Here is a 26,976-nt window from a genome sequence, read left to right as displayed (position 1 = left end):
GTTGCGTTACTTGCGCTGCAGCAGCTTCGTGACCTCGTCCACGTTGGACTGGATGCGCTGGCGCACCACGTCGAAGGCATCGGCCTGCGACTTGGCGGCCAGGGTGGCCAGCTCCTTGATGTCGTCGACGGCGCGCTGGAACGACTGGCGGCCCAGCTCGTCGAGCTTGGCCAGGTTTTCCTTCGGGTCCTTGCCGGGCATCGCCTTGGCGGCGGTCTGCCATTCGGCGATGGCGCTCTTGATCATCTCGGTCTGTCGCTGCACCACGGACTGCAGGCCCTGGTAGGACTTCTCGTTAGCCTGCATCAGCGCCTGCAGGTCCTTGCGGCCGCTGTCGAGCAGCTTGCCGGCGCTGCCGGTCAGGTCCAGGTTCTGCAGGCGCTCGGCCATGCCCTTGAGGTTCTTCATCGGGTCGAGCATGTCCGCGGCGGACGGCGCCGCCTGCTTCGCGCCGGCGCTGCTGGCGGTGGTTTTTTTCGCGGCGGCTTTCTTGGCAGTGGCCATGGTGCGGAATCTCCTGTGTCGGGTGATGAAAACAATCGAACGGGTGGATGCAGGCAGCGGCCGGGCGGCCGGGGCCCGCCGCCACGATACGCCGCGTCGGCGCGGCCGAGGGCGGTCGAAGCGCGGATTTGCCTGCGGAGTTTCCCGGGGTGGCCCGTGCGACGCCGCAGCACCCGTGCTTTCCGTGATGTGGGATGCCCCGGTCGATTGGCGGGTGCGGCGGCCGCGACTACAATCCGGCGCTCCGAGGAGCGTTGCAGCGCCGTCAGGCGTGAGGCTCGGACCACATCGCAACCACGCTCACCCGCTGTTCTCGCGGTGAGTTTTTCTTCCCCGTACGCAGTGGCATCTTTCAAACCAGTTTTGGAGTTCTCATGAGCGCTGTACTCAAGCCCACCCCCGTCTCGACCGCCGACCAGGCGATTGCCGACCTGTCCCTTGCCGCCTGGGGCCGCAAGGAAATCAAGATCGCCGAAACCGAGATGCCCGGCCTCATGGCCATCCGTGAAGAGTTCTCGAAGGGCCAGGCCCTCAAGGGCGCGCGCATCACGGGCTCGCTGCACATGACCATCCAGACGGCCGTGCTCGTCGAGACGCTGCAAGCCCTGGGCGCCGAAGTGCGCTGGGCCTCGTGCAACATCTTCTCGACGCAGGACCACGCCGCCGCGGCCATCGCCGCCGCCGGCACGCCGGTGTTCGCCATCAAGGGCGAGTCGCTGAAGGACTACTGGGACTACACCCACGCCATCTTCGACTTCGGCCCCAAGGGTTCGAAGGGCGAAGGCCCGAACATGATCCTGGACGACGGCGGCGACGCTACGCTGCTCATGCACCTGGGCCAGCGCGCCGAGAAGGATCTGGGCGTGCTCGCCAACCCGACCAGCGAAGAAGAACGCATTCTTTACGCCGCCATCAAGGCCAAGCTGGCCGTGGACGACACCTGGTACACCCGCAAGTCGGCCGAGATCATCGGCGTGACCGAAGAGACGACCACCGGCGTGCACCGCCTGAACGAGATGAGCGCCAAGGGCACGCTGCTGTTCCGCGCCATCAACGTGAACGACTCGGTCACCAAGAGCAAGTTCGACAACCTGTACGGCTGCCGCGAATCGCTGGTCGACGGCATCAAGCGCGCGACCGACGTGATGATCGCCGGCAAGGTGGCTTGCGTGGCCGGCTACGGCGACGTGGGCAAGGGCTCGGCCCAGGCGCTGCGCGCACTGTCGGCACAAGTGTGGGTCACCGAAATCGACCCGATCAACGCCCTGCAGGCCGCGATGGAAGGCTACAAGGTCGTGACCATGGAGTACGCCGCCGACAAGGCCGACATCTTCGTGACCACCACCGGCAACAAGGACGTCATCACGCACGACACCATGGTCAAGATGAAGGACCAGGCCATCGTCTGCAACATCGGCCACTTCGACAACGAGATCGACGTCGCGTCGATCGAGAAGTACGAGTGGGAAGAGATCAAGCCGCAGGTCGATCACATCACCTTCCCCGATGGCAAGAAGATCATCCTGCTGGCCAAGGGCCGCCTCGTGAACCTGGGCTGCGGCACGGGCCACCCGAGCTTCGTGATGTCGTCGTCGTTCGCGAACCAGACCATCGCCCAGATCGAGCTGTTCACCAAGCCCGACGCCTACCAGGTGGGCAAGGTCTACGTGCTGCCCAAGCACCTGGACGAGAAGGTCGCGCGCCTGCACCTGAAGAAGGTCGGCGCCATGCTCACCGAGCTGACCGACGCCCAGGCCGCCTACATCGGCGTGAGCAAGAACGGCCCGTACAAGCCGGACACGTACCGCTACTAAGCGTCCATGCGCGCTGATCAACTGTTGGTAGAACGCGGCATGGCCGCCTCGCGTTCGCAAGCCGTCCGGCTCATCGCCGGCGGCATGCGCTGGCGTGACGCGGGCACGAGCGACGCGTGGCGCACTGTCGTCAAGAACAAGGACGAGGTGCCCGAGTCGGCCGAGCTCGAACTCGCCGACGCGGCCGAGGCACGTTATGTGTCGCGCGGCGGCCTCAAGCTCGAAGGCGCGCTGAAGGTCAGCGGCGTGGACCCGACGGGCAGGCTCTGCCTGGACGTCGGCCAGTCGACCGGTGGCTTCACCGATTGCCTGCTGCAGCATGGTGCCGCCAAGGTGGTGGGCATCGATGTGGGCCACGGGCAGCTGCATCCGCGCATGCGCGAAGACGAACGCGTGGTCGCCATCGAAGGCGTCAATGCGCGGGCGTTGTCGCCGGCCGATCTGCAGGTGGACGAGGGCGATGACGAGGACGAAGACGCCGAAGTGGGCGAGGTCGCCGAAGTGGTCGAGGCCCCGCCCGAACCGCGCTTCGACCTCATCGTCGGCGACCTGTCGTTCATCTCGCTCACGCTGGTGATGCCGGCCGTGGTGCAGTTCCTGGCCGACGACGGCCAGTTGCTGATGCTGGTCAAGCCGCAGTTCGAACTGCAGCCCGGCCAGGTCGGCAAGGGCGGCATCGTGCGCGACGAGGCGATGTACGCGGTGGTCGAGAAGCGCCTGCACGACGCCTGCGCGGCGCTCGATCTGAAGGTGCTGCGCTGGTTCGACAGCCCGATCGCCGGGGGCGACGGCAACCGCGAGTTTTTCATTCACGCCGTTCGTGCTGCCAAGGCCGGCGACGGTTCCTAAGGAGACGCAGGTGCGCCTTCCGCTGAGTTTCGAATTCTTCCCGACCAAGACGCCCGAAGGCGCGGTCAAGCTGCGCGCCGTGCGCCAGCAGCTGTATGTGCGCAAGCCGCAGTTCTGCTCGGTCACCTACGGCGCGGGCGGCTCCACGCACCAGGGCACTTTCGGTGCGGTGCAGGAGATCCTGGCCGAGGGCGTGGACGCTGCCAGCCACTTCTCGTGCATCGGCGCCACGCGCGCCACTGTGCGCGAGCAGCTGGCCGAGCTGAAGGCCATGGGCGTGAAGCGGCTCGTCGCGCTGCGCGGCGACCTGCCCAGCGGCTACGGCATCGGTGGCGAGTTCCAGTACGCGAGCGACCTCGTCGCCTTCATCCGCGAAGAGACCGGCCGCGACTTTCACATCGAGGTGGCCTGCTACCCCGAGATCCACCCGCAGGCGCGCTCGCCCGAAGCCGACCTGCAGGCCTTCGCCACCAAGATGAAGGCGGGGGCCGATTCGGCCATCACCCAGTATTTCTTCAGCCCCGAGGCCTACTTCCGCTTCGTCGACGACGCGCGCAAGCTGGGGCTCGACACGCCGATCGTGCCGGGCATCATGCCCATCACGAGTTCGACGCAGCTCATGCGTTTCTCGGACGCCTGCGGCGCCGAGATTCCGCGCTGGATTCGCCTGCGCTTGCAGGGCTTCGGCGACGACACGGCCTCGATCAAGGCCTTCGGCCTGGACGTGGTGACCGACCTGTGCGCGCGCCTGCAAGAGGGCGGTGCACCCGCGATCCACTTCTACACGATGAACCAGTCGGCGGCCACGCTGGCCATCCTGGAGCGCCTGGATTGAGAGGGCTGCGCGCGGTCGCCGTCGCGGTCTCCTGCGTGCTCGCAGGTTGCACCATGCCGCCTGCCACGCAGGACAAGGATGCGGACACCGCCGCCACGCCGGCGGCGTCCGACAAGCGGCTGCTGCCGCTGGGCCGCGGCCTGGCCGTGCCGCCCGGTGCGGCGCCGCGCTCGGCCGTGCCGTCGGTGCGCTACGACCTCGCGGTGTCGGGCACCGGCGAGGCGCTGGACGACGGCGTGCCCGGCGATGAGCCGCGCGAGATCTTCGAGCGCGGCGGGGCCTCGTGGTACGGCATCCAGTTCCACCAGCGCAAGACCGCCAACGGCGAGCGCTTCGACATGGGCGCCATGACGGCGGCCCACAAGACGCTGCCCTTCAACACGCGCTTGTGCGTGCGCAGCCTGGTCAATGGCAGCGAGGTGCTGGTGCGCGTCAACGACCGCGGGCCCTTCACGCCGGGCCGCATCATCGACCTGAGCCGCGCCGCGGCCGACCGCATCGGCCTCACGAGCATGGGCATCAAGCAGGTGGCGCTGTCGGTCATCGACCGCGAGGGCATGCGTTGCGGCGGCGAAGCCGTGGCGGCAGGCGATCTGCAGCCCGCGCTGTTGCCCGAGGCGCCGACGTCGCGCGTTCGTGCGCCGGCACCTGCACGCAAACAGGCGGCCGTGCCGCCGCGCAAGCGCCGCTGAGCGGCCGGCCTCAGCCGCCGCTCTCGAGCGAGTAGGCGGCGTTGCGGTCTTGTGCCAGGCGTTCGGCCAGCTGGGGCAGCGCCTCGGCCAGTTGCGCCTTCAGCGTGTAGGGCGGGTTGATCAGGAACATCCCGCTCGCCGGCAGGCCCGGGCGCTGCGTTTCGCCCGACGCGGCGTCCTTCGTGATCTTGCTCGACTTGACGGTCAGCGTGGCGTGCAGCCACGACTTGCCGGCCTTGGTCGCCATCGTCTTCAGGCGGCGCGGCAGGTCGTGCGCCTCGGGGCGCGGAATGATCGGGTACCAGACGGCGTAGGTGCCCGTGGCGAAGCGCTTGAGCGCCTCGGCCGCGAAGTCGAGCACGCGGCCGTAGTCGGTCTTCATTTCGTAGCTCGGGTCCATCAGCACCAGCGCGCGGCGCGAGGGCGGCGGCAGGAACTTGGTGGCGCTGCCGAAGCCGTCTTCGGTCAGCACGGCGATCTGCCGGCCGGCTTCGAGCTGCGCGATGTTGGCGCCGAGCGTGCGCGAATCGGTCGGGTGCAATTCGAACAGCTTGAGCTTGTCGTGGTCGCGCAGCAGGTGCTGCACGATGAACGGCGAGCCGGGGTAGACGCGGGCGCCGCCCTTGGGGTTGAAGTCGTGGATCACGCTCAGGTAGCGCGCAATGGCTTCGGCGACCGGCTTGTCTTCTGCGGGCGCCGCCGCTTTCTTGCCCGCCGATTTCGCGGCCGGGGCGCCGGGCGCAGGCGTTTCAGCCGCTTTTGACGGCTCGGCGAAGAAGCGCAGCACGCCGTCGGCCGCTTCGCCGCTGGTGCCGGCGTAGTCGCCATCGAGCCGGTACAGGCCGGCGCCGGCGTGGGTGTCGACGACGGTCAGCGCGGCTTCTTTTTCAAGCAGGTGGTCGAGCGTGGCAATCAGGACCGTGTGCTTGAGCACGTCGGCGTGGTTGCCGGCATGGAACGCGTGGCGGTAACTGAACATGGAATGAGGCCTGAAAAAGTGAAAAGGGGAGCGCTAGACTCGCGCGGCGCTACATTGATTTACAAAACACAACGAGGGGCAGCAATGCGAGGAGCCGGATGGCGATTTTGGGGCCTGTGCGTCGGCGCGGGTGTTTTGTCTATTTTGACGGGCTGCGCCTCGGTCACCCACGGGACGACCCAGAACGTGAAGTTCGAGACCCTGTCGCCCGCCGGCAAGGTCGTCGACGGGGCCCGCTGCCGGGTCTCCAACGACCGCAATGATGCCGTGGTGCGCTCCGGCCTGACCTTGCCGGTGCGGCGATCGGGCGAGAACCTGAGCATCGAATGCACCCAGGCCGGCCTGCCGCCGGCCCGCGGCCAGGCGATTTCGCGCGTCAACGCGGGCCTGGTCGGCAACGTGATGATCGGCGGCCTGGTCGGCGTGGCAATCGACACCGGCACCGGGGCGGGCTTCAACTACCCGAGCTGGATCCAGCTGATCTTCGGCGAGGTGCGCAGCTTTGACCGCAGCGCGCAAACCGGCGACGAGGCGACGACCGGCATGAAGATCGGCACGACCGAGATGGCGGCCCCGCCGGCGCCGAAGACGGCCGCAGCGCCTGTGCCCGCGCCAGCGCCCGTCGTGCTGCTGCCTGCGCTTCCTCCTTCTCCTCCCGTGGCCGTCGCTCCAGTGCGCCCCGCACCCGCCGCGGCGCCCGATGCCCGCGTCTCGATGGACGACCTGCGCGGCCTGCTGCCTCCCAAGCCGTGAAGCCGACCTGGATGAACCCCGCACGGTGGCTGTGCGCCGCGGGCGCCTTGCTGGTCGGCCACGCCGCCGCGCTGGAGCCGGACGCCCTGTTCGCCAAGCTGACGGGCAGCGTCTGGGCCGTGCGCACCTTCGACGCGCAGGAGCGCCCGCTGCGCGCCGGCAGCGCTGTGGTGATCGCGCCCGGCCGCCTCGTCACCACCTGCCACGTGCTCGCCAAGGCCAGCAATTTCGTGGTCAAGCGCGACAACGTCACCTACGGCGCCACGCTCGAGTACCCGGACCCGGGGCGCGACCTGTGCCAGATCAAGGTCGCCAACTTCACGGCCACCCCGGTGGCACTGGCGCCCGCCGGCGGTGCGCGGGTGGGCCAGCGCGTGTACGCCATCGGCAATCCGCGCGGGCTGGAAAACACGCTGAGCGAAGGCCTGCTGTCGGGCCTGCGCGGCGGCGACGGCGAGGCCCGGTTGCTGCAGACCACGGCCGTCATCGCTTCGGGGTCGGCCGGCGGGGGGCTGTTCGACAGCGACGGCCGCCTGCTGGGCATCACCACTTTTGCCGCCCGCGACGGCGGCAACCTGAATTTTGCGATGCCGGCCGAGTTCCTGGCGGAATTGCCGGCCCGCGCCCAGGCGCAGCTGGCGGCACGGGCCAACGAACCCGAAGGCGCCGCCCGCCGTCGCGTCGGCGTGGCGCTGGCGGAGCCGCTGCGCGCCGGTGACGCGCTCGAATACGTGCGCACCGACCGGTTGACGGGCAACCGCACGCCGGTGATCTACCGAGTGGACCGGGTCCAGGGCGATGAGGTGTCGTTCAACGCTGGCAGCCGGATCGAGAAGACCAACGGGCAGGTGGTGTCCATCACGTCGCCAGCCGGTGGCATGTTCGACAGCGCGTCGCCGCCGGGCGGTTGGGCGCCGAAGGACGAGGTTCAGCCTGGCATGCGCTGGCACCTGGACTATGTAACGACCACCGACGATCGGCTGCGGCATGAACTCAACGCCTCGGTGGGCGCTGAACATGCGACGCGCGTTGACGGTGTGGACGTCAATGTGATGCGCATCAGCTACGACGGCTGGATCTACGCCTCCTATGGCACGGGTGCCTCGCCCGTGGGCACGCCGCTCAACGTGGCCGTCCTGTACAGCCCCGAACTGAAGCGGATCGTCAAATTCGAGGCCACGTACCGACGCGCCTATGCCAGCGTGACCAACGAGACCCTGGAACTCGTCCGCATCCAGCGCTGAGGCCCCCGGAAGCCCGGAAATTGGCCGTTTGCCCATTTCTTCATATAATCGCGGGCTTCGCAGCGTTTTTGTAGCCCCGCGGCGAAGGCATGTTCACCTGCTCATCACTGGGCGGGCAGGCATGAAAACCCACCTAAGAGATTCCCAGCAGAGGAACGCCGACCGTGGAAAAGGGCTCGCCAAACCCTCTTTCAAGAGAAAAACTCATGACCAAAACGTTCAGCGCCAAGCCCGCTGACGTGACGCACGAGTGGTTTGTGATTGACGCGACCGACAAGGTCCTCGGACGAGTAGCCAGCGAAGTTGCTCTCCGTTTGCGCGGCAAACACAAGGCCATTTACACGCCTCACGTCGATACCGGTGACTACATCGTCATCATCAACGCCGCGCAACTGCGCGTCACCGGCGCCAAGTCGATCGACAAGGTGTACTACCGTCACTCGGGCTACCCGGGCGGTATCACGGCGACGAACTTCCGCGACATGCAAAACAAGTTCCCGGGCCGTGCCCTGGAAAAGGCTGTCAAGGGCATGCTGCCCAAGGGCCCGCTTGGTTACGCGATGATCAAGAAACTCAAGGTGTACGGTGGCGCTGAGCACCCGCATACCGCCCAACAGCCCAAAGTGCTGGAACTGTAAGGAGCCTTGAGAATGATTGGTGAATGGAACAATGGCACCGGCCGTCGCAAATCCAGCGTCGCCCGTGTGTTTCTGAAAAAAGGCACCGGCAAGATCACGGTCAACGGCAAGGACATCCAAGCGTTCTTCGGCCGTGAAACCTCGATCATGATCGCCAAGCAGCCCCTGGCGCTGACCAACAACCTCGAAGCTTTCGACGTGATGGTCAACGTGAACGGCGGCGGCGAATCGGGTCAAGCCGGCGCCACGCGCCACGGCATCACCCGTGCCCTGATCGACTACGACGCAACGCTCAAGCCCGTCCTGAGCCAAGCCGGCTTCGTGACGCGTGACGCACGTGAAGTCGAACGTAAGAAGGTCGGTCTGCACTCCGCCCGTCGCCGCAAGCAGTTCAGCAAGCGCTGATCCCCTGCTCGTTGCGAGACAAGAAGCCGCCCTCGGGCGGCTTTTTCGTGGCCGCGTCCCCCAGGTGCCCTTGGCGGATGCGGCGTTCGACCCCACTTGCGATGGGTGCTCGCCACAGTCGGCCTGCCGAAAATGCGGCATTGCAGTAGCATTCGTCCCATTGGCCGCCACAGCGGCCCCCCAAGGAGTTTCACCCCATGAGCGCTGTTGCCGAAAACATCCAGACCCAGATGCCCGAGCCGATCGTCTTCACGGACAGCGCGGCCGCCAAGGTCGCCGACCTGATCGCCGAAGAGGGCAATCCCGACCTGAAGCTGCGCGTGTTCGTGCAGGGTGGCGGGTGCTCGGGCTTCCAGTACGGTTTCACCTTCGACGAGATCACCAACGAAGACGACACCACCATGACCAAGAACGGTGTGTCGCTGCTGATCGACGCCATGAGCTACCAGTACCTGCTCGGCGCCGAGATCGACTACAAGGAAGACCTGCAGGGCGCCCAGTTCGTCATCAAGAACCCGAACGCCACCAGCACCTGCGGCTGCGGCTCCAGCTTCTCGGCCTGATGCCTGGATGCTGCTGACCAGTCCCCTCGAAAAAGCCGCCTCCGGGCGGCTTTTTGCTGCCTGTCGGTTTTCTTCTGAATCCGTGCTTTCCCAATGAGCCCCGAAACCGCCGTCCCCGTCGATCCGTCCCGCAAGAGCCTGCTGTGGCTCGTGGCCGTCGGCTTCTTCATGCAGACGCTCGACGCCACCATCATCAACACGGCGCTGCCCGCCATGGCCGCCAGCCTGGGCGAGAGCCCGCTGCGCATGCAATCGGTGGTGGTGGCCTACGCGCTCACGATGGCGATGCTGATCCCGGCCTCGGGCTGGATCGCCGACCGCTTCGGCACGCGGCGCATCTTCTTCTGCGCCATCGTGCTGTTCGCCGCCGGGTCGGTGCTGTGCGCGCTCTCGCAGGGGCTGGGGCAGCTCGTGGCGGCGCGGGTGGTGCAGGGCCTGGGCGGGGCGTTGCTGCTCCCTGTGGGGCGCCTGGCGCTGCTGCGCACGGTGCCGCGCGGCGAGTTCCTGCAGGCGATGAGCTTTGTGGCGATTCCGGGCCTCATCGGGCCGCTGCTGGGGCCCACGCTGGGCGGCTGGCTGGTGCAGTACGCCTCCTGGCACTGGATCTTCCTGATCAACGTGCCGGTGGGGCTGGCAGGCTGCATTGCCACGCTGCGCTACATGCCGGACCTGCGCGGCGCCATCCAGAAGCGCTTCGACAGCGTCGGCTATGCGCTGCTGGCCTTCGGGATGGTGGCGATCTCGCTGGCAGTCGACGGCGTGTCGGGGCTCGGATTGCGCCAGGGCGGTGTGATGGCCGTGTTGATCTTCGGCTTCGCCGCCGTGGTCGCCTACTGGCTGCGCGCGGCGCGCACGCCGGAGCCGCTGTTCTCGCCCGCGCTGTTCGGCATCCCGACGCTGAGCATCGGCCTGCTCGGCAACCTGTTCTCGCGCCTGGGCAGCAGCTGCATGCCCTTCCTGGTGCCGCTGCTGCTGCAGGTGTCGATGGGCTATTCGCCGGTGCGCGCGGGGCTGATGATGCTGCCGGTCGCGCTGGCCGGCATGGCGATGAAGCGGTTTGCCACGCCGCTGATCACGCGCCACGGCTACCGCCGCGTGCTGGTGGCCAACACGGTGCTGGTCGGCTGCACCATGGCCAGCTTCGCCCTCACGGCGCCGGGGCAGCCGGTGGCGCTGCACCTGCTGCAGCTGCTGGTGTTCGGCGCGGTCAATTCGCTGCAGTTCACGGCGATGAACACCATCACGCTGAAGGACCTCGATGGCGACATGGCCAGCAGCGGCAACAGCCTGCTGTCGATGGTGCAGATGCTGGCGATGAGCCTGGGCGTGGCCGCGGCGGGCGCGGTGCTGGCGGGCTACAACGGCGTTTTCGGCACGGCAACGCCAGTGCAGACGCTCGACGCATTCCAGGCCACGTTCGCGACGATGGGGCTCATCACGGTGGCTTCAGCGCTGATCTTCTGGCATTTGCCCGCGGAAGTGCGGGCGGCGCAGCCTGCGCAGCCGGAAGTTTCCGGCCAGGGCTGACGCAATTCAGGCGGGGTAGATCGCGCCGAGCACCCGCGCCCCATGTGCGCCGGTCACGCTCGCGAGGTTGCCGGGTTCGCGTCGCACGGTGCGCCGGGCCAGCCACGCGAAGGCGGCCGCTTCGACCTGCTGGGGCGGCAGGCCGTGTTCCGACGACGCCTGCACCCGCACGCCGGGCAGCAGGGCACGCAGGCGAGCCATGAGGTGGTCGTTGAGCGCGCCGCCGCCACAGACGATCAGCAAGGCGCTCTCTTTTTGATAGCGAAGCAGACCTCCCGCGCAGGTGCTGGCGGTCAGCTCCGCCAGCGTGGCCTGCACATCAGCAGGCGCCCACGTGGCCGTGCCCAGGTGACTGGCCAGCCAGTCCGGATGGAATAAATCGCGCCCCGTGCTCTTCGGCGGCGCCTTGGCGAAATACGGCTCGGCCTGCAGCCGGGCGAGCAGTTCGGGCAGCACGCGCCCGCTGGCGGCCCACTGGCCGCCCCGGTCGAAGGGCTGGCCGAGGTGGCGCTGGCACCAGTGGTCCATCAGCGCGTTGGCGGGGCCGCAATCGAAGCCCAACAGGGGCGCAGTGTCCGCCGGTGCGTTCGTGGCGGGCAGCAGGCTCAGGTTGGAGATGCCGCCCAGGTTCAGCACGGCAACGGGCGCGTCGGGTCGGGCGAACAGCGCCTGGTGAAAGGCCGGCACCAGCGGGGCGCCCTGGCCGCCGGCTGCGAGGTCGCGGCTGCGGAAGTCGGCGACCACGTCGATGCCGCTCAGTTCGGCCAGCAGCGAGGGGTTGTTGATCTGCAGCGTGTAGCCGGTGCCATCGAAGTCGAGCGGCCGGTGGCGCACCGTCTGGCCGTGGGCGCCGATGGCGGTGACGGCTTGCGGGGCGGTGCCGGTGCGGGCCAGCAGTTGCGCGACCACGTCGGCATACACCCGCGCCAGGCCGTTGCCGGCCAGGGCCGCGCGGTGCAGCTCGTTGTCGCCGGGGGTGTTGAGCGCCATGAGCTCGGCGCGCAGCGGGGCGGGAAAGTCGGCGCTGGCGTGGCCGATCACCGCGAGGTGGCCGCTGTCGGAAAAAACGGCAATGACGCCGTCGACCCCGTCGAGCGAGGTGCCCGACATCAGGCCGATGAAGCGTTGCTGCGGCTGCTGCGGTGCGGCGGCCATGCCGAAAGGAGCGCCGAGGCTCAGTCGGCGCTGGCCTGGATCACCGAGAAGGCGGCAGCCAGCTCGGTGCGGGCGCCCACGGCGATGCGTTCGAAGGCCGGACGCATCGCGGCGGTGATCGGTGCGCCGCCTTCTTGCGCGATCGTGGTCGGGTCCTGGTAGGCCCCGCCGACGCGGTATTCGAAGTGCAGGTGCGGGCCGGTGGCCCAGCCGGTCGAACCGACGGCGCCGATGGTCTGGCCCTGGCTCACGCTTTCGCCGGCTTTTACGTTGATACGGCTCAGGTGCGCGTAGGCCGTTTGCTGGTTGTTGCGGTGGTTGATGATGACGATGTTGCCGTAGCCGCTTTGCGTGCCGGCGAAGTCGACCGTGCCATCACCGACCGTGCGCACCGCGGTGCCCGTGGGCGCCGCGTAGTCGACGCCGTTGTGCTGGCGCCAGCTGTTCAGGATCGGGTGCATGCGCATCGCGAAACCGCTGGACACGCGCGAGAACTCGACCGGCGTGGCCAGGTAGGCCTTGCGCAGGCTGTCGCCGTTCGGGCGGTAGTAGCTGCCCTTCTGGCCCGCGCCCGGAGGCTGGAACCAGACGGCCTGGTGGACCTTGCCGTTGTTCTCGAACTCGGCCGAGAGCACGCGGCCGCTGCGCAGCGCCTGGCCATCGGCTTCGAAGGTCTCGTAGACCACGGCGAAGCGGTCGCCCTTGCGCAGCGAGCGCACGTCGACGTCGCCCGCGAAGATGTCGGCCAGCTGGCTCGCCACGGCATCGGGAATGCGCGAATCGTCGGTGGCGGCGAACAGCGAGCTGCGGATCGTACCGCTGGCCAGGCGCGTGCCCGGCGTCAGCATGTCGCGCTCGGTGCGGGCCACGAAGCCCGTGGGCGTGCGCTCGATGACGAAGCGCTTGAAGCCGCCGTCGGCGTCGGGAATCCAGCGGGCGCTGAGCTTCTGGAGCTGGTTTTCCTGCGTGGCTTCGGCCGTCACGGTGCGGCCCACGCGCGCGAACAGCGCCATGCGCGCTTCGGCGTTGCCGCGCACGAAGGCGGTGGCGGCGGGGTCGGAAATGCCCAGGCGCTTCATCAGCGTCTCGGCCGTGTCGCTCGAACGCGAGACGTCGGTGCGGAACAGCGTGAAGCTGAAGTTCTCGAGCGACGTCGACTGGTCGGCGAAAGACACCGGCGCGGTGGCTTCGAGCACTTGCTGCACGGGGAGGTCGGACGCGTCGGGACCGAGCGAGGCGACCGCGAGGGTGCCGGCGCTGAGCAGCATCGCAGCGATCGCCGCGGTGATCTGCTTGGGGTACGTCCGGAATGTATAGGCCACGCGGGAAGCGAGAAGCTCCTCGGCGGCGAGAATGCCGTTGATCAAACTGTGGATTCCAACTCAGGTTCTGCCGGTCCGTGCTGCAAGGCCCAGTGCGTTCAGGGCGGCAGGAGACGGTGCGGAAAAAAGCGCCGCTTAGAATCCGGCGCTTGAAAGTCGGGCTGAGTATAGCTTCGGCCACCGGAAAAACCGCCAAAAAAGCCCATGAACGCCGAATCTGTTACATCCACCAGCCTCTCGGATGGTGTAAGACAAGCCCTCGAAATATCCCTCCGCGGCGCTGACGAGCTGCTGCCGCAGGACGAGTGGGTGAAGAAGCTCCAGAGGGCCGAAGCCTCCGGCAAGCCGCTGCGAATCAAGCTGGGCCTGGACCCGACCGCACCGGATATTCATATCGGACACACGGTGGTGCTCAACAAGATGCGCCAGCTCCAGGACCTGGGGCACCGCGTGATCTTCCTGATCGGCGACTTCACTTCGCTGATCGGCGACCCCTCCGGCCGCAACAGCACCCGCCCGCCGCTCACGGCCGAACAGATCCGCGCCAACGCCGAAACCTACTTCGCCCAGGCCAAGCTGGTGCTGGACGAGTCGAAGACCGAGATCCGCTACAACTCCGAGTGGAGCGATCCGCTGGGCGCGCGCGGCATGATCCAGCTGGCGGCCAAGTACACGGTGGCGCGCATGATGGAGCGCGACGACTTCAACAAGCGCTTCAAGGCCGGCCAGTCGATCTCGGTGCACGAGTTCCTGTACCCGCTGATGCAGGGCTATGACTCGGTGGCGCTCGAAAGCGACCTCGAACTGGGCGGCACCGACCAGAAGTTCAACTTGCTCGTCGGCCGTCATCTCCAGCAGGAATATGGCCAAGAGCCGCAGTGCATACTTACTATGCCGCTGCTCGAAGGGCTCGATGGCGTCGAGAAGATGTCCAAGAGCAAGGGCAACTACATCGGCATCAGCGAAGACGCCAACAGCATGTTCGCCAAGGTGCTGTCGATCTCCGACACGCTGATGTGGCGCTGGTACACGCTGCTGAGCTTCCAGTCGGTGGCGCAGATCGAGGCGCTGAAGGCCGAGATCGCAGCCGGCCGCAACCCGAAGGACGCCAAGGTCGCGCTGGCCAAGGAAATCACCGCGCGCTTTCACAACGCGGCGGCGGCCGATGCGGCGGAGCAGGACTTCATCAACCGCAGCAAGGGCGGCGTGCCCGACGAGATTCCCGAGGTGGCGCTGAGCGGTGCCCCGCTGGGCATCGGCCAGCTGCTCAAGCAGGCCAACCTGGCGTCGTCGTCGGGCGAGGGCAACCGCCTGATCGACGGCGGCGGCGTGCGGGTCGATTCGGTCGTGGTGTCCGACAAGGGCCTGAAACTGCCCGCGGGCAGCTACGTGGTGCAGGTCGGCAAGCGCAAGTTTGCGCGGGTGACCCTGAGCTGATCGAAAAAAAGGCCCTTCCGGGCCTTTTTCAATGGGGGTCAGTAGCGCGGGGTCAGCGGACCTCGATGGTCACGCGCCGGTTGCGCGGCTCGTCCACGTCGTCGGCGGTCGGCACGGCCAGGTCGCGTTCGCCGCGGCCCACGGCCTCGATGCGGGCGGCCGGGAACTGGCGCTCCACGAAGAGCTGGGCCACTTCCTGGGCGCGGCGGCGCGACAGCTGGTCGTTCTGCTCGCCGGCACCCTTGGTGTCGGTGTGGCCGGTCACCACGATGTCGCCGCCGCTGCGGGCCAGCGCGGCAGTCAATGCCTCGGTCATGATCTGCTGCGATGCCGCAGTCAGCGTGGCGGTGCCCACCTCAAAGAACACCGTGTAGCGTTGCGGAGGCGGCGGGCGCATGTCGAACAGGGGCTTGTTCTCTGCCTGGACCTTGGCCGCATCGGCCTGGTCGACCACCGGTGCACCGCTCTTGCCCACTGCGGCCGTGGCGCGCTGGTAGGGCTTGGAAAGCACTTCTTCGCCGTCCTTGGCGCGCACCACCACGGCGGAGGGCGTGCCGTCGGCCTGGGGCAGCAACACCACGCGCGTGCCCGGCGTGGAACAGGCGGCTAAAAAGAGGGCGACCGTGGTCGCAAGAAGAAGGGAGGAGCGGCGTAACAGGGTCTGCATCTGGTCAGGGTTGGCCGTCGGTCTGCACGATGAAGTCCGTGCCCCGAATGCCGATGGTGGCGGTCTGGGTTTCGACGCGCACGGCGTCGGGGTTGGTCTTGCCGATGAGGCCCGTGATCATGCGCATCGAGCCGCGCAGCAGCGACACCAGCATGCCGCCGTCGCGGGTGGTGCCGTCGAAGTGGAATTCCTTGAGGTCCATGCGCGAGGACGGGCCGACCATCAGCGTGGTGTTGTCGCGCAGCACGACGGCCGCCGACGAATCCGGGCCGGTCACGATGCGATCGACCGCGCCCAGCGCGTCGCCGGGGGCTGCGTTGCGCGTGGCGCCGGCGCCGTCGAGCAGCTGGACGCTGCCGCGCACCGACTTCACGAACCCGGCCTGCTGGGGCGTTGCTGCGGCTGCGGGCGCTGCAGCGGGTGCCTGGGCCTGGGCCAGGGTGGCTGCGCCGACGATGGCGAGCCCGAGGGCGGCGGTCAAAAATTTCTTCATCATTTGCCTCTCTGTGACTGATTGCTTCGCAATGAGCGCAAATATTAAGGCGAAGGCGTTACATATGGTCACGCGGCTGATAATTCAGCCGATTCCTGCGACGTAATGCCCGCGCGCACGGGCCTTTTTACCTGATCTTGTTCCTTCTGCATGACGTTGACCCCTAAAACGCTGCTTCGCGTCTCCGTCGCCGTGGCCCTGCTCACCATCCTCCTGAAGGGCTGGGCGGGCTACCTGACGAACTCGATGGGCCTCATCTCGGACGCCATGGAGTCGTGCGTCAACCTCGCGAGCGCCATGTTCGCGCTGGCCATGGTGACCATCGCCGAGCGCCCGGCCGACGAGGACCATCCCTACGGCCACCACAAGGCCGAGTACTTCTCATCAGGCTTCGAGGGCCTGCTGATCGTGGCCGCCGCCGGCGCCATCCTCTGGGTGTCGGTGCTGCGGCTGATGGCGCCGCAGCCGCTCGAGCAGCTGGGCTGGGGCCTGGCGCTGTCGGTAATCAGCTCCGGGTTCAACGCGGCCCTGGCGTTCATGCTGTTCCGCGCGGCGCGCGCGCACCGCTCCATTGCCCTGGAGGCCGACGGGCGCCACCTGATGACCGACGTCTGGACCTCGGTCGGCGTGCTGGTCGGCATCGTGGCCGTGCATTTCAGCGGCTGGCTCTGGCTCGACCCGCTGATCGCCATCGGCGTGGCGCTCAACATCGTGCGCGAGGGCTTCAAGCTCGTGTGGCGCTCCTCGCAAGGCCTCATGGACGAGGCGCTCGACGCCGAGACGCTCGCCACCGTGCGCGCCACGCTCGACGCCTTCGCCGCACGCCATGCCGAGGGCGACCGGCTGCGCTTCGACGACATGGTGACGCGCGGCGCCGGCCAGCGCCGCTTCGCCGACCTGCACATGCACGTGCCCGGCGACTGGACCCTGCAGCGCGCCGCCAACCTGCGCGACGAACTGGAGCAGGCCCTCATGGACGCCGTGCCCGGCCTGCGCGTGACCATTCAACTGCTGCCGCTCACCATGGAAGCGCGCGCCACCCGACTCGAGGACCACCATTCATGAAAGCCGTGCTCCAGCGCGTGGCGCACGCGCGCGTCGACATCGCAGGCCAGACCGTCGGCGCCATCGAGGCGGGCCTGCTGGTGCTGCTGTGCGCCGAACGCGGCGACACCGACAGCGTGGCCGACCGCCTGCTCGCCAAGATCCTCAAGCTGCGCATCTTCTCGGACGACGCCGGCAAGATGAACCGCAGCGTGCAGGACATCAGCGGTGGCCTGCTGGTCGTGAGCCAGTTCACGCTGGCCGCCGACGTGAGCGGCGGCAACCGCCCCAGCTTCACGCTCGCGGCGCCACCCGACGAGGGTCGCCGGCTCTACGAGTACTTCGTGGCGCAGGCGCGCGGCGCGCACCCGGTGGTGGCGACCGGCGAATTCGGCGCTGACATGCAGGTGCACCTGCTGAACGATGGGCCGGTCACGATCCCGTTGCAGATGACGGCGTAGGCCGGAGCACGGCCTCCCACGCCACCTTCGGTTCGTCGTAGCGCAGCACGCGCACTTCTTCGAGGTGCTGCAGCGCCCAACCGTCGGCAAACAGTCGCTCGACTGCTGCGCGATCGAAGAAGCGCTTGGAGATGCCGTCCACCACGTAGAAAAAGTCTTCGTCCCGCCCGCTGGCTGACGGACCGCGCGCGCCGTGGTGCAGGTCGTTGACCGAGTTGAGGCGGCACAGCAGCACGCCGTCCGGCTGCAGCGCGCGGTGGATGCGCCGCACCAGCGCCAGTGTCTCGTCCCACGCGAAGTAGTGCAGCGACAGGCTCGCGAGCACGGCGCCGACCATCGCGCCCTCCGCCAGCGGCCACGCGGCGCGGAAATCGCCGCAGTGGAACTCGGCGCCTGTCGGCACGCGCTCACGCGCCTGCGTCAAGGCGTCGGACGACAACTCGATCGCCACCACCCGCAACCCGGCCTCGACCAGCGTGGCGGTGTCGCGACCGGCTGCGCACCCCAGTTCGAGCACCGGCCCGTCGTCAGCGCATTCACGCAGCAGCGGCAGCCAGCGCGGCAACCAGGGATCGGTGTCGGACACTGCTGCGGCCCCCCGTCAGCGCCCGTACGGGCTGCGAATGCCTAGGCCCGCGAGGATCTCGATTTCGTACGCTTCCATCTCGTCCGCGTCGGCGTCGCTGGTCTCGTGGTCCCACCCTTGCGCGTGCAGCGTGCCGTGCACCAGCAGGTGCGCGTAGTGTGCGGCGAGCGTCTTGCGGTTTTCTTTTGCCTCGCGTGCCACCACGGGCGCGCACAGCACCAGGTCGGCCATCACGACCGGGCCCTGCGCGTAGTCGAAGGTGAGCACGTTGGTGGCGTAGTCCTTGCCGCGGAACTCGCGGTTCAGGCGCTGGCCTTCTTCGGCATCGACGATGCGCACGGTGATCTCGCCGTCGATGTCGAGTGCGTGCCGAATCCAGCGGTTCACGCTGTGGCGCGGCAGCGCGGCGCGGTGGCGCTCCACGCCCTTGAAGCGCCCGAACTGCAGCGACAGCGACAGGGCCGGAAGCAAGGAGGCCGCCATCTCAGTGGCCTCCCGCGCGCTTGCGCTGGCCGTCGTAGGCATCGACGATCTTCGCCACCAGCGGGTGGCGCACCACGTCCGCGCTCGTGAAGTGCGTGGTCGCGATGCCGGCCACGCGCTTGAGCACGCGCTCGGCGTCGATCAGGCCGCTGAGCTGCTGCTTGGGCAGGTCGATCTGGCTCACGTCGCCCGTCACCACCGCCTTGGCGCCGAAGCCGATGCGCGTGAGGAACATCTTCATCTGCTCCACCGAGGTGTTCTGCGCCTCGTCCAGGATCACGAAGGCGTTGTTCAGCGTGCGCCCGCGCATGAAGGCCAGCGGCGCAATCTCGAGCGCATTGCGCTCGAAGGCCTTCTGCACCTTCTCGTAGCCCATGAGGTCGTACAGCGCGTCGTACAGCGGGCGCAGGTAGGGGTCGACCTTCTGCGTCAGGTCGCCCGGCAGAAAGCCCAGGCGCTCGCCCGCTTCCACGGCCGGGCGCGTGAGCACGATGCGCTGCACCGCCGCGCGCTCCAGCGCATCGACCGCGCAGGCCACGGCCAGGTAGGTCTTGCCGGTGCCGGCCGGGCCGATGCCGAAGGTGATGTCGTGCTTGGCGATGTTGTCCAGGTACAGCGCCTGCGTGGGCGTGCGCGCGCGCAGGTCGGCGCGGCGCGTGACGAGCATCGCGGCGTCGTCGTCGCCATCGACCATCGAGCCGTCGCCGGCCAGGGTGAGCTGCACCACCGCGGGGTCGATCGGGCGCTGGGCGATCTCGTACAGCGCCTGCAGCACGTCCATGGCCCGCTGCGCGGTGGCCTTGGGGCCGTCGACCTTGAACTGCTCGTGGCGGTGCGCGATCTTCACGCCCAGGGCTTCCTCGATGCGGCGCAGGTGCGCGTCCAGCGGGCCGCACAGGTGGCCGAGGCGCGAATTGTTCAGGGGGGTAAAGGTGTGTCGCAGAATCACGCCGGACATTTCAAGGAAAAAGGGCACCCATGATAGGCAAACTGACCGGCACGCTGGCAGAGCGGAATCCCCCGCAGGTGGTGGTGGACTGCAACGGCGTCGGCTACGAGGTCGACGTGCCGATGAGCACGTTCTACAACCTGCCGAACGTCGGCGCGAAGGTGTCGCTGCTCACGCACTTCGTCGTGCGCGAGGACGCGCAGATTCTCTACGGCTTCGGCACCGCCGAGGAGCGGGCGGCCTTCCGCCAGCTCATCAAGATCACCGGCGTGGGCCCGCGCACCGCGCTGGGCCTGCTCTCGGGCATGAGCGTGGGCGAGCTGGCGCAGGCCATCACCACGCAGGAGCTGGGCCGTCTCGTGAAGATCCCGGGCATCGGCAAGAAGACCGCCGAGCGGCTGCTGCTCGAGCTCAAGGGCAAGCTGGGCGCCGACATCGGCCTGCCGGCGCATGCCGCGTCCGATGCGCAGGCCGACATCCTGCAGGCGCTGGTGGCGCTGGGCTACAGCGACAAGGAAGCCGCGCTCGCGCTGAAGGCGCTGCCGAAAGATGCGAGCGTGAGCGACGGCATCAAGATGGCACTGAAAGCCCTGGCGAAGTGAGTTGGCGCGAGGCGTGGTCGCGCGCGCAGGCGCTGCGCCACGAGTCGACCGAGACCGACGCGGTGCTGATGCACACGGCGATGGTCCTCTCGGTGCCGATCATCTGGCTCTACGGTTTCGCGGGCGTGGCCTACGGCCAGCTGCCGATGCTGACGCCGGCCGGCTTCGTCGACATGCCGGGCGTCTGCGCATGGCTCACGGCGGTCATGGCTTTCGCGGTCGGCATCGTGTTCATCGACTGGCTGGTGCGCGGCGACGTGGCGCCGCCGCCGGTGCCGGCGTCGATCGTCGTGCGGCACTGGCAGTCGGGCTGGCCCCGGTCACCGGCGTTGCCGCCGCAGCCGTCGCCCGGCTTCCTGCAGGGCAGCGCGTCTGCGTTTCGCAACGTGTGCCTGAGCGTCGCGGCCATCGCCTGCCTGTCGGCGCTGGTGTTCAGCGGCCTCGACACGCTGGGCTGGTCGGTCGTCGCACGGGCGGGCGGCCTCGCACCGCGCGCCGAGTGGCCGCTGTACCCGCTGCCGTGGATCTGGCCCTGGCTGCTGCCGCTCGCGCGACAGCCCTTCATGCTCGGCACCGTCGTGATCGGTGCCGTGCTGTTCGTTGCGGCGATCCTGATGCGCTGGCGCCGGGTGCGCGGCGCGTGGTTTCCGTTTTTCGCGGCGCTGCCGATCCTCGTGGCGCCGAACTTCCTGGGCACTGCCGGCTTCGACTACGCCGCCGCGCGCGGGCTCGGCGGCCTGAACGAACCCGCACTGGCGAGTGCGCTCGCGCAGCATCCGGGGCGCTACAACGTCTACACTTTCCTGAGCCTGTGGTGCGGCATCGGTACCGGCACGGTCGGCCTCGTGCTCGGCTTCTGGTTCGGCCGCTCGCGGGTCATGGACGAGGACTGAGCGCTGGCCCGGCGCCCTGCAAGGAGACACCCTCTGTGAGCGCTTCTTTCTTCGACTCGCCCGCGCGCATGACCGGCGGCCCCCTCACGCCATTGATGCGCGCCGAGATCCCCTTCGAGCTCGTCGCCCCGCGCCTGCAGGCCGTGTGCGGCAACTTCACGCCCGTGCCCATGCCGCGCCAGCAGACCGTCTCGGGCGGCATCGAGGTGCGGCGCGCCGGCGGGGTCGACGTGGCGCTCATCGGCCAGAACCTGCAGCGCGTGCACCGCGATGCGCAGGCGATCCGGCGCGACGACCGCGAACATTTCTTCCTCGTGTTCCAGGACCATGGCGGCGCGCTCATGTGCCACGGTGCGCAGCAGATCGCGGTGCAGGCCGGCGACATCGTGCTGATCGATTCGGCGCGGCCCTCGGAGTTCGTCTACGACGGCGCCAGCTCGCAGCAGGTGTCGGTGCACCTGCCGCGCGCCGACATGCTCGCGCGCTTCGGCCCCACGCTGCAGGGCGGCGTGTGCGTGCGGCGCGGCGACGCGCTGGGCTTCGCGATGCGCGCCATCCTCGCGCGCATGCTCGACAGCGGGCAGTCCGACGACGACCACCTCGTGGAGGCCTTTCTCGGCGTGTTCGGTTCGGTGCTGGTCGAGCGCGCGCGGCAGTCGCCCGCGCTGCTGTCGCGCCACGCCGGCGAGGGCGTGCTGCGCCGCGCGATGGACCACGTGGCGCTGCAGTTCCACGACCCGGCCTTCCACGCGGGTGAGCTGGCGCGGCACCTGGGCGTGTCGCCGCGGCTGCTGCAGCGGGCCTTCGAGGCGCTGGGCGTTTCGCCGAGCCGCCACATCCTCGACATCCGGCTGACGGCGGCACGCGCCGCACTCGATGCGGCAGCCCGTCGTGGCGGTCCTGCGCCGGCCATCGCAGAGGTCGCCTACGACTGCGGCTTCAACGACCTGTCGTTCTTCTACCGCGAGTTCCGCAAGCGCTACGGCGTGCCGCCGGGGCGCCTGGCGCTTGGACCACTGACGCACTGACGCCTGAGTCCATTCGCTGACGTCTGGCTCCAAGACGCCGGCCCCTGCTTTTCCTACATTGACCTGGCGCGCCCGCCCTGCGGCGGCGCGTTCCAGCGTCAACCTACAAGGACAAAGCAATGCAAGAGACAAGAATGACGATCGGCGGTCGCGCAGTGCCAGGCACGGCTTCCTTCGAAGTGCGCAACCCCGCCAACGGCCAGGTGATCGGCACCGCGCCGAACGGTTCGCGCGACGACCTCGCCGCCGCCGTGGCCGCCGCGCAGAAGGCCTTCACGAGCTGGTCGCGCCAATCCGACGACGAACTGGCTGCCGCCTGCCGCGCCGTGACCGAGAAGATCGGTGCGCACGCCGAAGAGCTGGCGCGCCTGCTCACGCTGGAGCAGGGCAAGCCGCTCAACGGCCTGGGTTCGCGCTGGGAGCTGGGCGGTGCCGCGGCCTGGGCCGGCGCCACCGCAGCGCTGTCGCTGCCGTCGCGCGTGCTGCAGGACAACGCGCAGGGCCACGTGGAGATCTTCCGCAAGCCCGTGGGCGTGGTCGGCTCGATCACGCCGTGGAACTTCCCGGTGCTGATCGCCGTGTGGCACGTGCTGCCGGCGCTGCGCACGGGCAACACGGTCGTCATCAAGCCCTCGCCGTACACGCCGCTGGCCACGCTGCGCTTTGTCGAGCTGCTCAATGAGGTGCTGCCCGAAGGCGTGGTCAACAGCGTGAGCTGCGACGACCGCACGTCGAACCTCGGCGCCGACATGGCGAGCGACCCGGTCATCCGCAAGATCGTGTTCACCGGCTCCTGCGCCACCGGCAAGAAGGTGATGCAGTCGGCCGCCAGCACCATGAAGCGGCTCACGCTCGAGCTCGGCGGCAACGACGCCGGCATCGTGCTGCCCGACGCCGACCCCAAGGCCATCGCCGAAGGCCTGTTCTGGGGCGCGTTCCTCAACAACGGCCAGACCTGCGCGGCCATGAAGCGGCTGTACGTGCACGCCAGCATCCACGACGACGTGTGCGAGCACCTCGCGGCCTTTGCGAAGCAGGTGCCGATGGGCGACGGCATGGACGAGAAGAATGTGCTCGGCCCGGTGCAGAACCGCATGCAGTTCGACAAGGTCGCGCGGCTCGTGGCCGACGCGAAGACCAAGGGCCAGCTGCTCACCGGCGGCGAGCCCGGCGAGGGCCTGTTCTTCCCCGCGACGATCGTTGCAGGCCTGAAGAACGGCGATGCGCTGGTCGACGAAGAACAGTTCGGGCCCGCGCTGCCCATCATTCGCTACACCGATGTCGAAGACGTCATCCGCGCCGCCAACGACAGCGAGAACGGCCTCGGCGGTTCCGTGTGGTCGAAGGACATCGAACACGCCAAGCGCATCGCGTCACGCCTGGAGTGCGGCTCGGTGTGGATCAACAAGCACGGCGCCATCCAGCCCAACGCGCCCTTCGGCGGCGTGAAGGCCTCGGGGCTCGGCGTGGAGTTCGCGGAAGAAGGGCTGAAGGAGTACACCGACGCGCAGGTGATCTTCTCCTGAGGAAAGTCCAGAGCGTGGCACCCGCCACGCTCTGGTTAGTTGCGCAGCGCGGCGGTCAATGCGCCGAGCAGCGCATCGGTCTCGACCAGGCTCGGCGGATGGATCGGCGCCGGCCACGTGCTGTGGATCGCGACCACGAGCCGTTCCTTGGGGTGGATGTAGATCTGCTGGCCGAAGATGCCGAGCGCGGCGAACAGGCCGCCGTCGAGCTCTGGCAGCGCCTTCGCGCCGGTCGGGAAGGTCCACCACTGGTAGCCGTACCCCATCGGTTCGAAGCCCGCGAGTGTGCCGGGCGCGAGGTGGCTGGCTGTATCGACGCGCGTGGCATCGGCCACCCAGCCGTCGGGCAGCACCTGCTGGCCACCGGCCACGCCGCCGCCGAGCACGAACAGGCCGAAGCGTCCGAAGTCGCGCAGCGTCGCGTTCACGCCGCTGCCGGTGAACTCCTGGCCATCGACCGCATCGAGCTGCCAGTACGCATCGGCCTCCATGCCGAAGGGCGCCCAGATCTTTTGCGAGAGGTAGTCGCTGATCGGCCGGCGGATCGCGCTGGCCAAAATCTCGCCGACGAGGCAGGTCTCGCCGGTGCTGTAGTTGAAGCGCGTGCCCGCCGGTGCCACGCGCGGTCGCTGCGCCATGAACTTCAGCACCGCGCCCTTTTCGCGCGTGAGCTGCACGCGCATCAGCTGGCGCCGGTCGGAGTCGGCGTCGAGGTAGTCCTCGTTCCAGGCCACGCCCGAGCTCATCTGCAGCACCTGCTTCACCGAGACTTCGTCATAAGCCGAGCCGCGCAGCGCGGGCAGGTAGCGCACCACCGGGTCGTCGAGGCTGTCGATGTGGCCGTCTTTCACAGCCGCACCGACCAGCGTGGAGGTCAGCGATTTCGCGACCGAGAACGACAGCCACTTCGTCGCCGCGTCGTTGCCCATGGCGTAGCGCTCGAGCACGACGTGGCCGTCCTTGAGCACCAGCAGCCCGGCCGTGTGGTTGCGCGCCATGAAGCCGTCGATGCCGAAGCGCTGCGCATCGACCGGCCTGCCCTCGGGCAGCGGGTGCACGTGCGTGCCGCGCCGGATCGCGCGCGTCGCGTAGAGCCGGTCCATGTGGCGGTAGGTCGGCGCCTGCAGCGCGGGCGGCAGCGTCATCAGGTCTTCGTAGCGGCCGATGGCCGCGTCGGGCGCGCTCATTTCGCGGGAGGCCGGTTCAGCCCCAGCGTCGGCGTCTCGTCGAAGAAGTTCCAGGGCTTGAGCAGCGCATGCACCCACTCGGTCGGCATGATCGGCCACTCCTCGGCGCGCGCGACGTGCGTGGTGCCGGTGGTGAGCCACACCACGTTGTCGGTGTTCACGATCTCCTGGTTGTCGGCCGTGAACTGGCCCAGCCCCGTGTCCTTGTTGGAGCGGTTCGGGTACTTGCCTTCGGGGAACAACTCCTCAGGGTCGTAGCGCGTCACCCAGAGCTGGCGGTCCATGAAGCTCAGGCGGTGGTTGATCCACTCGTCCTTCGCGAAGTTGGCGCCCTTGGCGATCGGGTGCGTGCCGCCCGCGTACGGCACGAGCTGGTACGACACCGGGTTGCCGACCTTGTTGTTCTTCGCCGGGTTGCTCAGCAGGCGGATGGTCGAGGGGTCGAACTTCTGCGCCGCCTGCTGCTCGGTGCGCACCGTGCGCTGCACCGTCTGCATGGTGCTGGTGCGCGGGCCGCCGCGCGTGTTGGGCAGCACCACGGGGTCGACCTCGGTGAGCGTGTTCTGCTCGCCGTCCACATCGAGGTCGAGGCGGAAGTTGTAGATGTGCTGGTGCGTGGTGCCGACGATGTGGTGGTCCAGCAGCGTGCCGTAGCGCGTGTCTTCGGCGGCCGTGGGGTCCTGCATGGTGCGCGCCTTCACGCCCTTCACGGCCTCGATGCCGGTGGCGCCCGCGTGGATGCCGATGGTGCCGTTCTCGGCGAACACCCAGTCGAACAGGTAGTCGTAGTTGCCCACCGTGCTGATCCAGCGCACCACCAGCTCGCGCCGCTCGGTGCTGATGTTGGGCTTGCCCATCTCCTGGTGCTTGAACTCGGGATCGGCATAGCGCTCGAAGACCGCGATGGCGCGCGGCACCTTGGTGGGGGCGCCGGTGTAGTCGGCCAGCGTGGCGTCCAGCAGCACGGCGTTCTGCGGCGCGTCCTTGTTCGGCTCGATGGGCGAGGTGAGCGTGCCCATGCCGTACTCGCCCGAGTCGAGGTAGGCCTTGAAGTACCAGCCGGTGTCGGGGTCGCCGTAGGGCACGATCATCCCGCCCAGCGAGCCCTCGTACATCACCTTGCGCTTCGTGCCCTTGTCGTTGTACGTGACGGTGGACAGCACGAGGCCCACGCGCGCGTCGAGCCGCACATGGAAGTCCCAGTTGCGCCAGTGCATCGTGTGGCCGGTGATCGTGTAGTTCTTGCCCTCGGGCTCGGTGATCTCCAGCGGCTTGGGCGCGGGCGTGGGCGCGCGGTCGCGTCCGTCGTAGGGCGTGGGCTTGAGCGGCACGGGCACGAGGCCGCCGTCCTCGATCTTGATGACCTTCTTCTGTTCCAGGTCGACCACCGCCACCAGGCCCTCGATGGGGTGCGCCCAGTAGTTGCCGTCGCCCACGTCCAGGTAGCTCACGACCTTCAGCAGGCGGTCTTCCTGGCGCAGCGAATCCTTGCCGTCGAAATAGCCCACGGTGAGCGGCGTGGCGACCACTTTTTTCACGTCGTCGATGCCGCGCGTGGCGAGCGCACGGGCGTAGTCGGGGCTGGCCTCGATGGCGGTCTGCACGGTGGCGAAGTCGTCCAGCAGCACCATGCCGTGCGCGCCCTCGATGGGCTTCCATGCGGTGAGCGTGCGCGCCGCCAGGTCGACCGTGCCCTCGATGACCTTCTTGCCGTCGAGCGCCACGAAGGCCGCCTGGCGCGGCGCGCGCACGGGCTGGCCGGTGAGCGCGAAGTTCCAGACCTCGTCCTTGGGCGGGCGCTTCACGCTGATCTCGGTGAAGCGCAGGCCGGTCTTGTAGCGCCCGGAGGCCTTCAGCACCTCGAGCGCGGTCTTGATCTCGGCCTCGGTGAGCGGGTTCAGCGGGTTCGGCACGCGCTCGACCACGAAGGTGGTGTCCAGGCTCGACTGGAACACCTGGTTCACGAAATCGTGCGGCACGTAGGCCGCGCCCTTGCGAATCGTCACGGGCACGTCCAGCTGCATCGGCTGGCCGTTGACCAGCGCCGTCTTCGAGCCAGGCTTCAGGCGCACCAGCGTGCCGTTGCGCGCCACGGTGAACACGTTGGCAAAGCTGTCCCAGCGCAGCGTGCCGCCGAAGTCTTCCACCGTTTTCTTCAGCGGCACCATGTGGGCCGCGCCGCCGTGGGCCCGGGCCGGCTCAGTGCTCAGGGTGCCGAGGGCGAGCGCCAAAGCGGTGGCCAGGGCGGTGCCCAGGAGACGCCGCGCGGCCCCGCGGACCGGCGTTCGGTGGAAACTGCTGCGCATGGCTGCATCCTTCTTCGCATGTTGTGTGGGACAA

The 26,976-nt window shown here is 68.3% G+C and carries 28 protein-coding genes and 1 riboswitch; of the genes, 17 read left to right on the top strand and 11 right to left on the bottom strand.

Features of this window, described 5'->3' with window-relative positions; all coding sequences use genetic code 11:
- Positions 1-6: 6 nt before the first annotated feature.
- Positions 7-504: a TIGR01841 family phasin gene (phaP, locus tag RZE79_RS27045; protein ID WP_153281943.1), complete on the bottom strand. Its 498-nt coding sequence runs from the start codon at positions 502-504 to the stop codon at positions 7-9.
- Positions 505-744: 240 nt separating this feature from the next.
- A riboswitch (S-adenosyl-L-homocysteine riboswitch) is annotated at positions 745-813 on the top strand.
- Positions 814-878: 65 nt separating this feature from the next.
- On the opposite strand from phaP, the gene ahcY reads away from it, so the two are divergent.
- The 4 genes from ahcY to RZE79_RS27025 are packed head-to-tail and all read left to right on the top strand — an operon-like array spanning position 879 to position 4,694.
- On the top strand, positions 879-2,318 hold the full coding sequence (ahcY, locus tag RZE79_RS27040) for an adenosylhomocysteinase (RefSeq protein WP_319357604.1): 1,440 nt from the start codon (positions 879-881) through the stop codon (positions 2,316-2,318).
- A gap of 6 nt (positions 2,319-2,324) precedes the next feature.
- Positions 2,325-3,167 (top strand): TlyA family RNA methyltransferase, encoded by an 843-nt coding sequence (locus RZE79_RS27035; protein WP_319357603.1) that lies wholly within the window; start codon positions 2,325-2,327, stop codon positions 3,165-3,167.
- A 10-nt stretch (positions 3,168-3,177) separates the two neighbouring features.
- Entirely contained in the window at positions 3,178-4,002 is an 825-nt protein-coding gene (metF, locus tag RZE79_RS27030) for a methylenetetrahydrofolate reductase [NAD(P)H] (RefSeq protein ID WP_192193772.1), read from the top strand.
- Positions 4,003-4,055: 53 nt separating this feature from the next.
- A complete protein-coding gene (locus RZE79_RS27025; protein WP_319357602.1) occupies positions 4,056-4,694 on the top strand; it encodes a septal ring lytic transglycosylase RlpA family protein in 639 nt (212 codons plus the stop codon).
- A 10-nt stretch (positions 4,695-4,704) separates the two neighbouring features.
- Here RZE79_RS27025 and RZE79_RS27020 read toward each other — a convergent pair whose 3' ends face one another.
- Complete coding sequence (locus RZE79_RS27020; protein ID WP_319357601.1) at positions 4,705-5,673, bottom strand: 23S rRNA (adenine(2030)-N(6))-methyltransferase RlmJ; 969 nt, start codon at positions 5,671-5,673, stop codon at positions 4,705-4,707.
- A 186-nt stretch (positions 5,674-5,859) separates the two neighbouring features.
- On the opposite strand from RZE79_RS27020, the gene RZE79_RS27015 reads away from it, so the two are divergent.
- From RZE79_RS27015 to mdtD, 6 genes are all read left to right on the top strand, one after another.
- The gene (locus tag RZE79_RS27015) at positions 5,860-6,426 is read left to right on the top strand and encodes a hypothetical protein (RefSeq protein ID WP_319357600.1); all 567 of its coding nucleotides are present in this window, start codon (positions 5,860-5,862) and stop codon (positions 6,424-6,426) included.
- Positions 6,423-7,670 carry a serine protease gene (locus RZE79_RS27010; RefSeq protein WP_319357599.1) on the top strand — a complete coding sequence of 416 codons (1,248 nt, stop codon included), beginning with the start codon at positions 6,423-6,425 and terminating at the stop codon, positions 7,668-7,670. Before RZE79_RS27015 ends, RZE79_RS27010 begins: the two co-directional genes overlap by 4 nt.
- A gap of 206 nt (positions 7,671-7,876) precedes the next feature.
- A complete protein-coding gene (rplM, locus tag RZE79_RS27005; RefSeq protein WP_056577471.1) occupies positions 7,877-8,308 on the top strand; it encodes a 50S ribosomal protein L13 in 432 nt (143 codons plus the stop codon).
- A gap of 12 nt (positions 8,309-8,320) precedes the next feature.
- Entirely contained in the window at positions 8,321-8,713 is a 393-nt protein-coding gene (gene rpsI / locus RZE79_RS27000; RefSeq protein ID WP_056577474.1) for a 30S ribosomal protein S9, read from the top strand.
- A gap of 197 nt (positions 8,714-8,910) precedes the next feature.
- Positions 8,911-9,276 carry an iron-sulfur cluster insertion protein ErpA gene (erpA, locus tag RZE79_RS26995; RefSeq protein WP_056577477.1) on the top strand — a complete coding sequence of 122 codons (366 nt, stop codon included), beginning with the start codon at positions 8,911-8,913 and terminating at the stop codon, positions 9,274-9,276.
- A 93-nt stretch (positions 9,277-9,369) separates the two neighbouring features.
- Entirely contained in the window at positions 9,370-10,803 is a 1,434-nt protein-coding gene (gene mdtD / locus RZE79_RS26990; protein WP_319357598.1) for a multidrug transporter subunit MdtD, read from the top strand.
- 6 nt (positions 10,804-10,809) lie between these two features.
- Here the strand turns inward: mdtD and RZE79_RS26985 are convergent, their stop codons facing one another.
- The gene (locus RZE79_RS26985) at positions 10,810-11,958 is read right to left on the bottom strand and encodes an anhydro-N-acetylmuramic acid kinase (protein ID WP_319357597.1); all 1,149 of its coding nucleotides are present in this window, start codon (positions 11,956-11,958) and stop codon (positions 10,810-10,812) included.
- A gap of 20 nt (positions 11,959-11,978) precedes the next feature.
- The gene (locus RZE79_RS26980; RefSeq protein WP_319357596.1) at positions 11,979-13,325 is read right to left on the bottom strand and encodes a M23 family metallopeptidase; all 1,347 of its coding nucleotides are present in this window, start codon (positions 13,323-13,325) and stop codon (positions 11,979-11,981) included.
- Between the two features lie 159 nt (positions 13,326-13,484).
- On the opposite strand from RZE79_RS26980, the gene tyrS reads away from it, so the two are divergent.
- Positions 13,485-14,717, top strand: coding sequence for a tyrosine--tRNA ligase (gene tyrS, locus RZE79_RS26975; protein WP_319357595.1), 1,233 nt, complete (start codon positions 13,485-13,487; stop codon positions 14,715-14,717).
- Positions 14,718-14,769: 52 nt separating this feature from the next.
- Here the strand turns inward: tyrS and RZE79_RS26970 are convergent, their stop codons facing one another.
- Positions 14,770-15,384, bottom strand: a complete 615-nt coding sequence (locus RZE79_RS26970; protein ID WP_319357594.1) for an OmpA family protein — start codon at positions 15,382-15,384, stop codon at positions 14,770-14,772.
- A gap of 4 nt (positions 15,385-15,388) precedes the next feature.
- Positions 15,389-15,880, bottom strand: coding sequence for a FecR domain-containing protein (locus RZE79_RS26965; protein ID WP_373696512.1), 492 nt, complete (start codon positions 15,878-15,880; stop codon positions 15,389-15,391).
- Between the two features lie 147 nt (positions 15,881-16,027).
- Here RZE79_RS26965 and RZE79_RS26960 point away from each other — a divergent pair, with 147 nt between their 5' ends.
- Positions 16,028-16,942: a cation diffusion facilitator family transporter gene (locus RZE79_RS26960; RefSeq protein ID WP_319357592.1), complete on the top strand. Its 915-nt coding sequence runs from the start codon at positions 16,028-16,030 to the stop codon at positions 16,940-16,942.
- Positions 16,939-17,382 carry a D-aminoacyl-tRNA deacylase gene (gene dtd / locus RZE79_RS26955; RefSeq protein WP_319357591.1) on the top strand — a complete coding sequence of 148 codons (444 nt, stop codon included), beginning with the start codon at positions 16,939-16,941 and terminating at the stop codon, positions 17,380-17,382. Before RZE79_RS26960 ends, dtd begins: the two co-directional genes overlap by 4 nt.
- On the opposite strand, the gene RZE79_RS26950 is transcribed toward dtd, so the two are convergent.
- The 3 genes from RZE79_RS26950 to RZE79_RS26940 are packed head-to-tail and all read right to left on the bottom strand — an operon-like array spanning position 17,354 to position 19,409.
- The gene (locus tag RZE79_RS26950; protein ID WP_319357590.1) at positions 17,354-17,968 is read right to left on the bottom strand and encodes a class I SAM-dependent methyltransferase; all 615 of its coding nucleotides are present in this window, start codon (positions 17,966-17,968) and stop codon (positions 17,354-17,356) included. The genes dtd and RZE79_RS26950 overlap by 29 nt on opposite strands.
- Positions 17,969-17,983: 15 nt before the next feature.
- A complete protein-coding gene (ybeY, locus tag RZE79_RS26945; RefSeq protein WP_095947949.1) occupies positions 17,984-18,451 on the bottom strand; it encodes an rRNA maturation RNase YbeY in 468 nt (155 codons plus the stop codon).
- 1 nt (position 18,452) lies between these two features.
- Complete coding sequence (locus RZE79_RS26940) at positions 18,453-19,409, bottom strand: PhoH family protein (protein WP_319357589.1); 957 nt, start codon at positions 19,407-19,409, stop codon at positions 18,453-18,455.
- Positions 19,410-19,429: 20 nt separating this feature from the next.
- On the opposite strand from RZE79_RS26940, the gene ruvA reads away from it, so the two are divergent.
- The 4 genes from ruvA to RZE79_RS26920 all read left to right on the top strand — a co-directional run bounded on the left by ruvA (position 19,430) and on the right by RZE79_RS26920 (position 23,449).
- Complete coding sequence (ruvA, locus tag RZE79_RS26935; RefSeq protein ID WP_056577514.1) at positions 19,430-20,002, top strand: Holliday junction branch migration protein RuvA; 573 nt, start codon at positions 19,430-19,432, stop codon at positions 20,000-20,002.
- Positions 19,999-20,895 carry a hypothetical protein gene (locus RZE79_RS26930; protein WP_319357588.1) on the top strand — a complete coding sequence of 299 codons (897 nt, stop codon included), beginning with the start codon at positions 19,999-20,001 and terminating at the stop codon, positions 20,893-20,895. Before ruvA ends, RZE79_RS26930 begins: the two co-directional genes overlap by 4 nt.
- 35 nt (positions 20,896-20,930) lie before the next feature.
- A complete protein-coding gene (locus RZE79_RS26925; protein ID WP_319357587.1) occupies positions 20,931-21,923 on the top strand; it encodes a helix-turn-helix domain-containing protein in 993 nt (330 codons plus the stop codon).
- Between the two features lie 119 nt (positions 21,924-22,042).
- The gene (locus RZE79_RS26920; protein ID WP_319357586.1) at positions 22,043-23,449 is read left to right on the top strand and encodes an aldehyde dehydrogenase family protein; all 1,407 of its coding nucleotides are present in this window, start codon (positions 22,043-22,045) and stop codon (positions 23,447-23,449) included.
- 35 nt (positions 23,450-23,484) lie between these two features.
- Here the strand turns inward: RZE79_RS26920 and RZE79_RS26915 are convergent, their stop codons facing one another.
- Complete coding sequence (locus RZE79_RS26915; RefSeq protein ID WP_319357585.1) at positions 23,485-24,636, bottom strand: serine hydrolase; 1,152 nt, start codon at positions 24,634-24,636, stop codon at positions 23,485-23,487.
- On the bottom strand, positions 24,633-26,942 hold the full coding sequence (gene tynA / locus RZE79_RS26910) for a primary-amine oxidase (protein WP_319357584.1): 2,310 nt from the start codon (positions 26,940-26,942) through the stop codon (positions 24,633-24,635). Before tynA ends, RZE79_RS26915 begins: the two co-directional genes overlap by 4 nt.
- Positions 26,943-26,976 lie beyond the last annotated feature (34 nt).

The sequence above is a fragment of the Variovorax sp. EBFNA2 genome, from assembly GCF_033802765.1.
Taxonomy (GTDB): Bacteria; Pseudomonadota; Gammaproteobacteria; order Burkholderiales; family Burkholderiaceae_C; genus Variovorax; species Variovorax paradoxus_H.
This window is presented reverse-complemented; position numbering and strand designations above follow the sequence as displayed.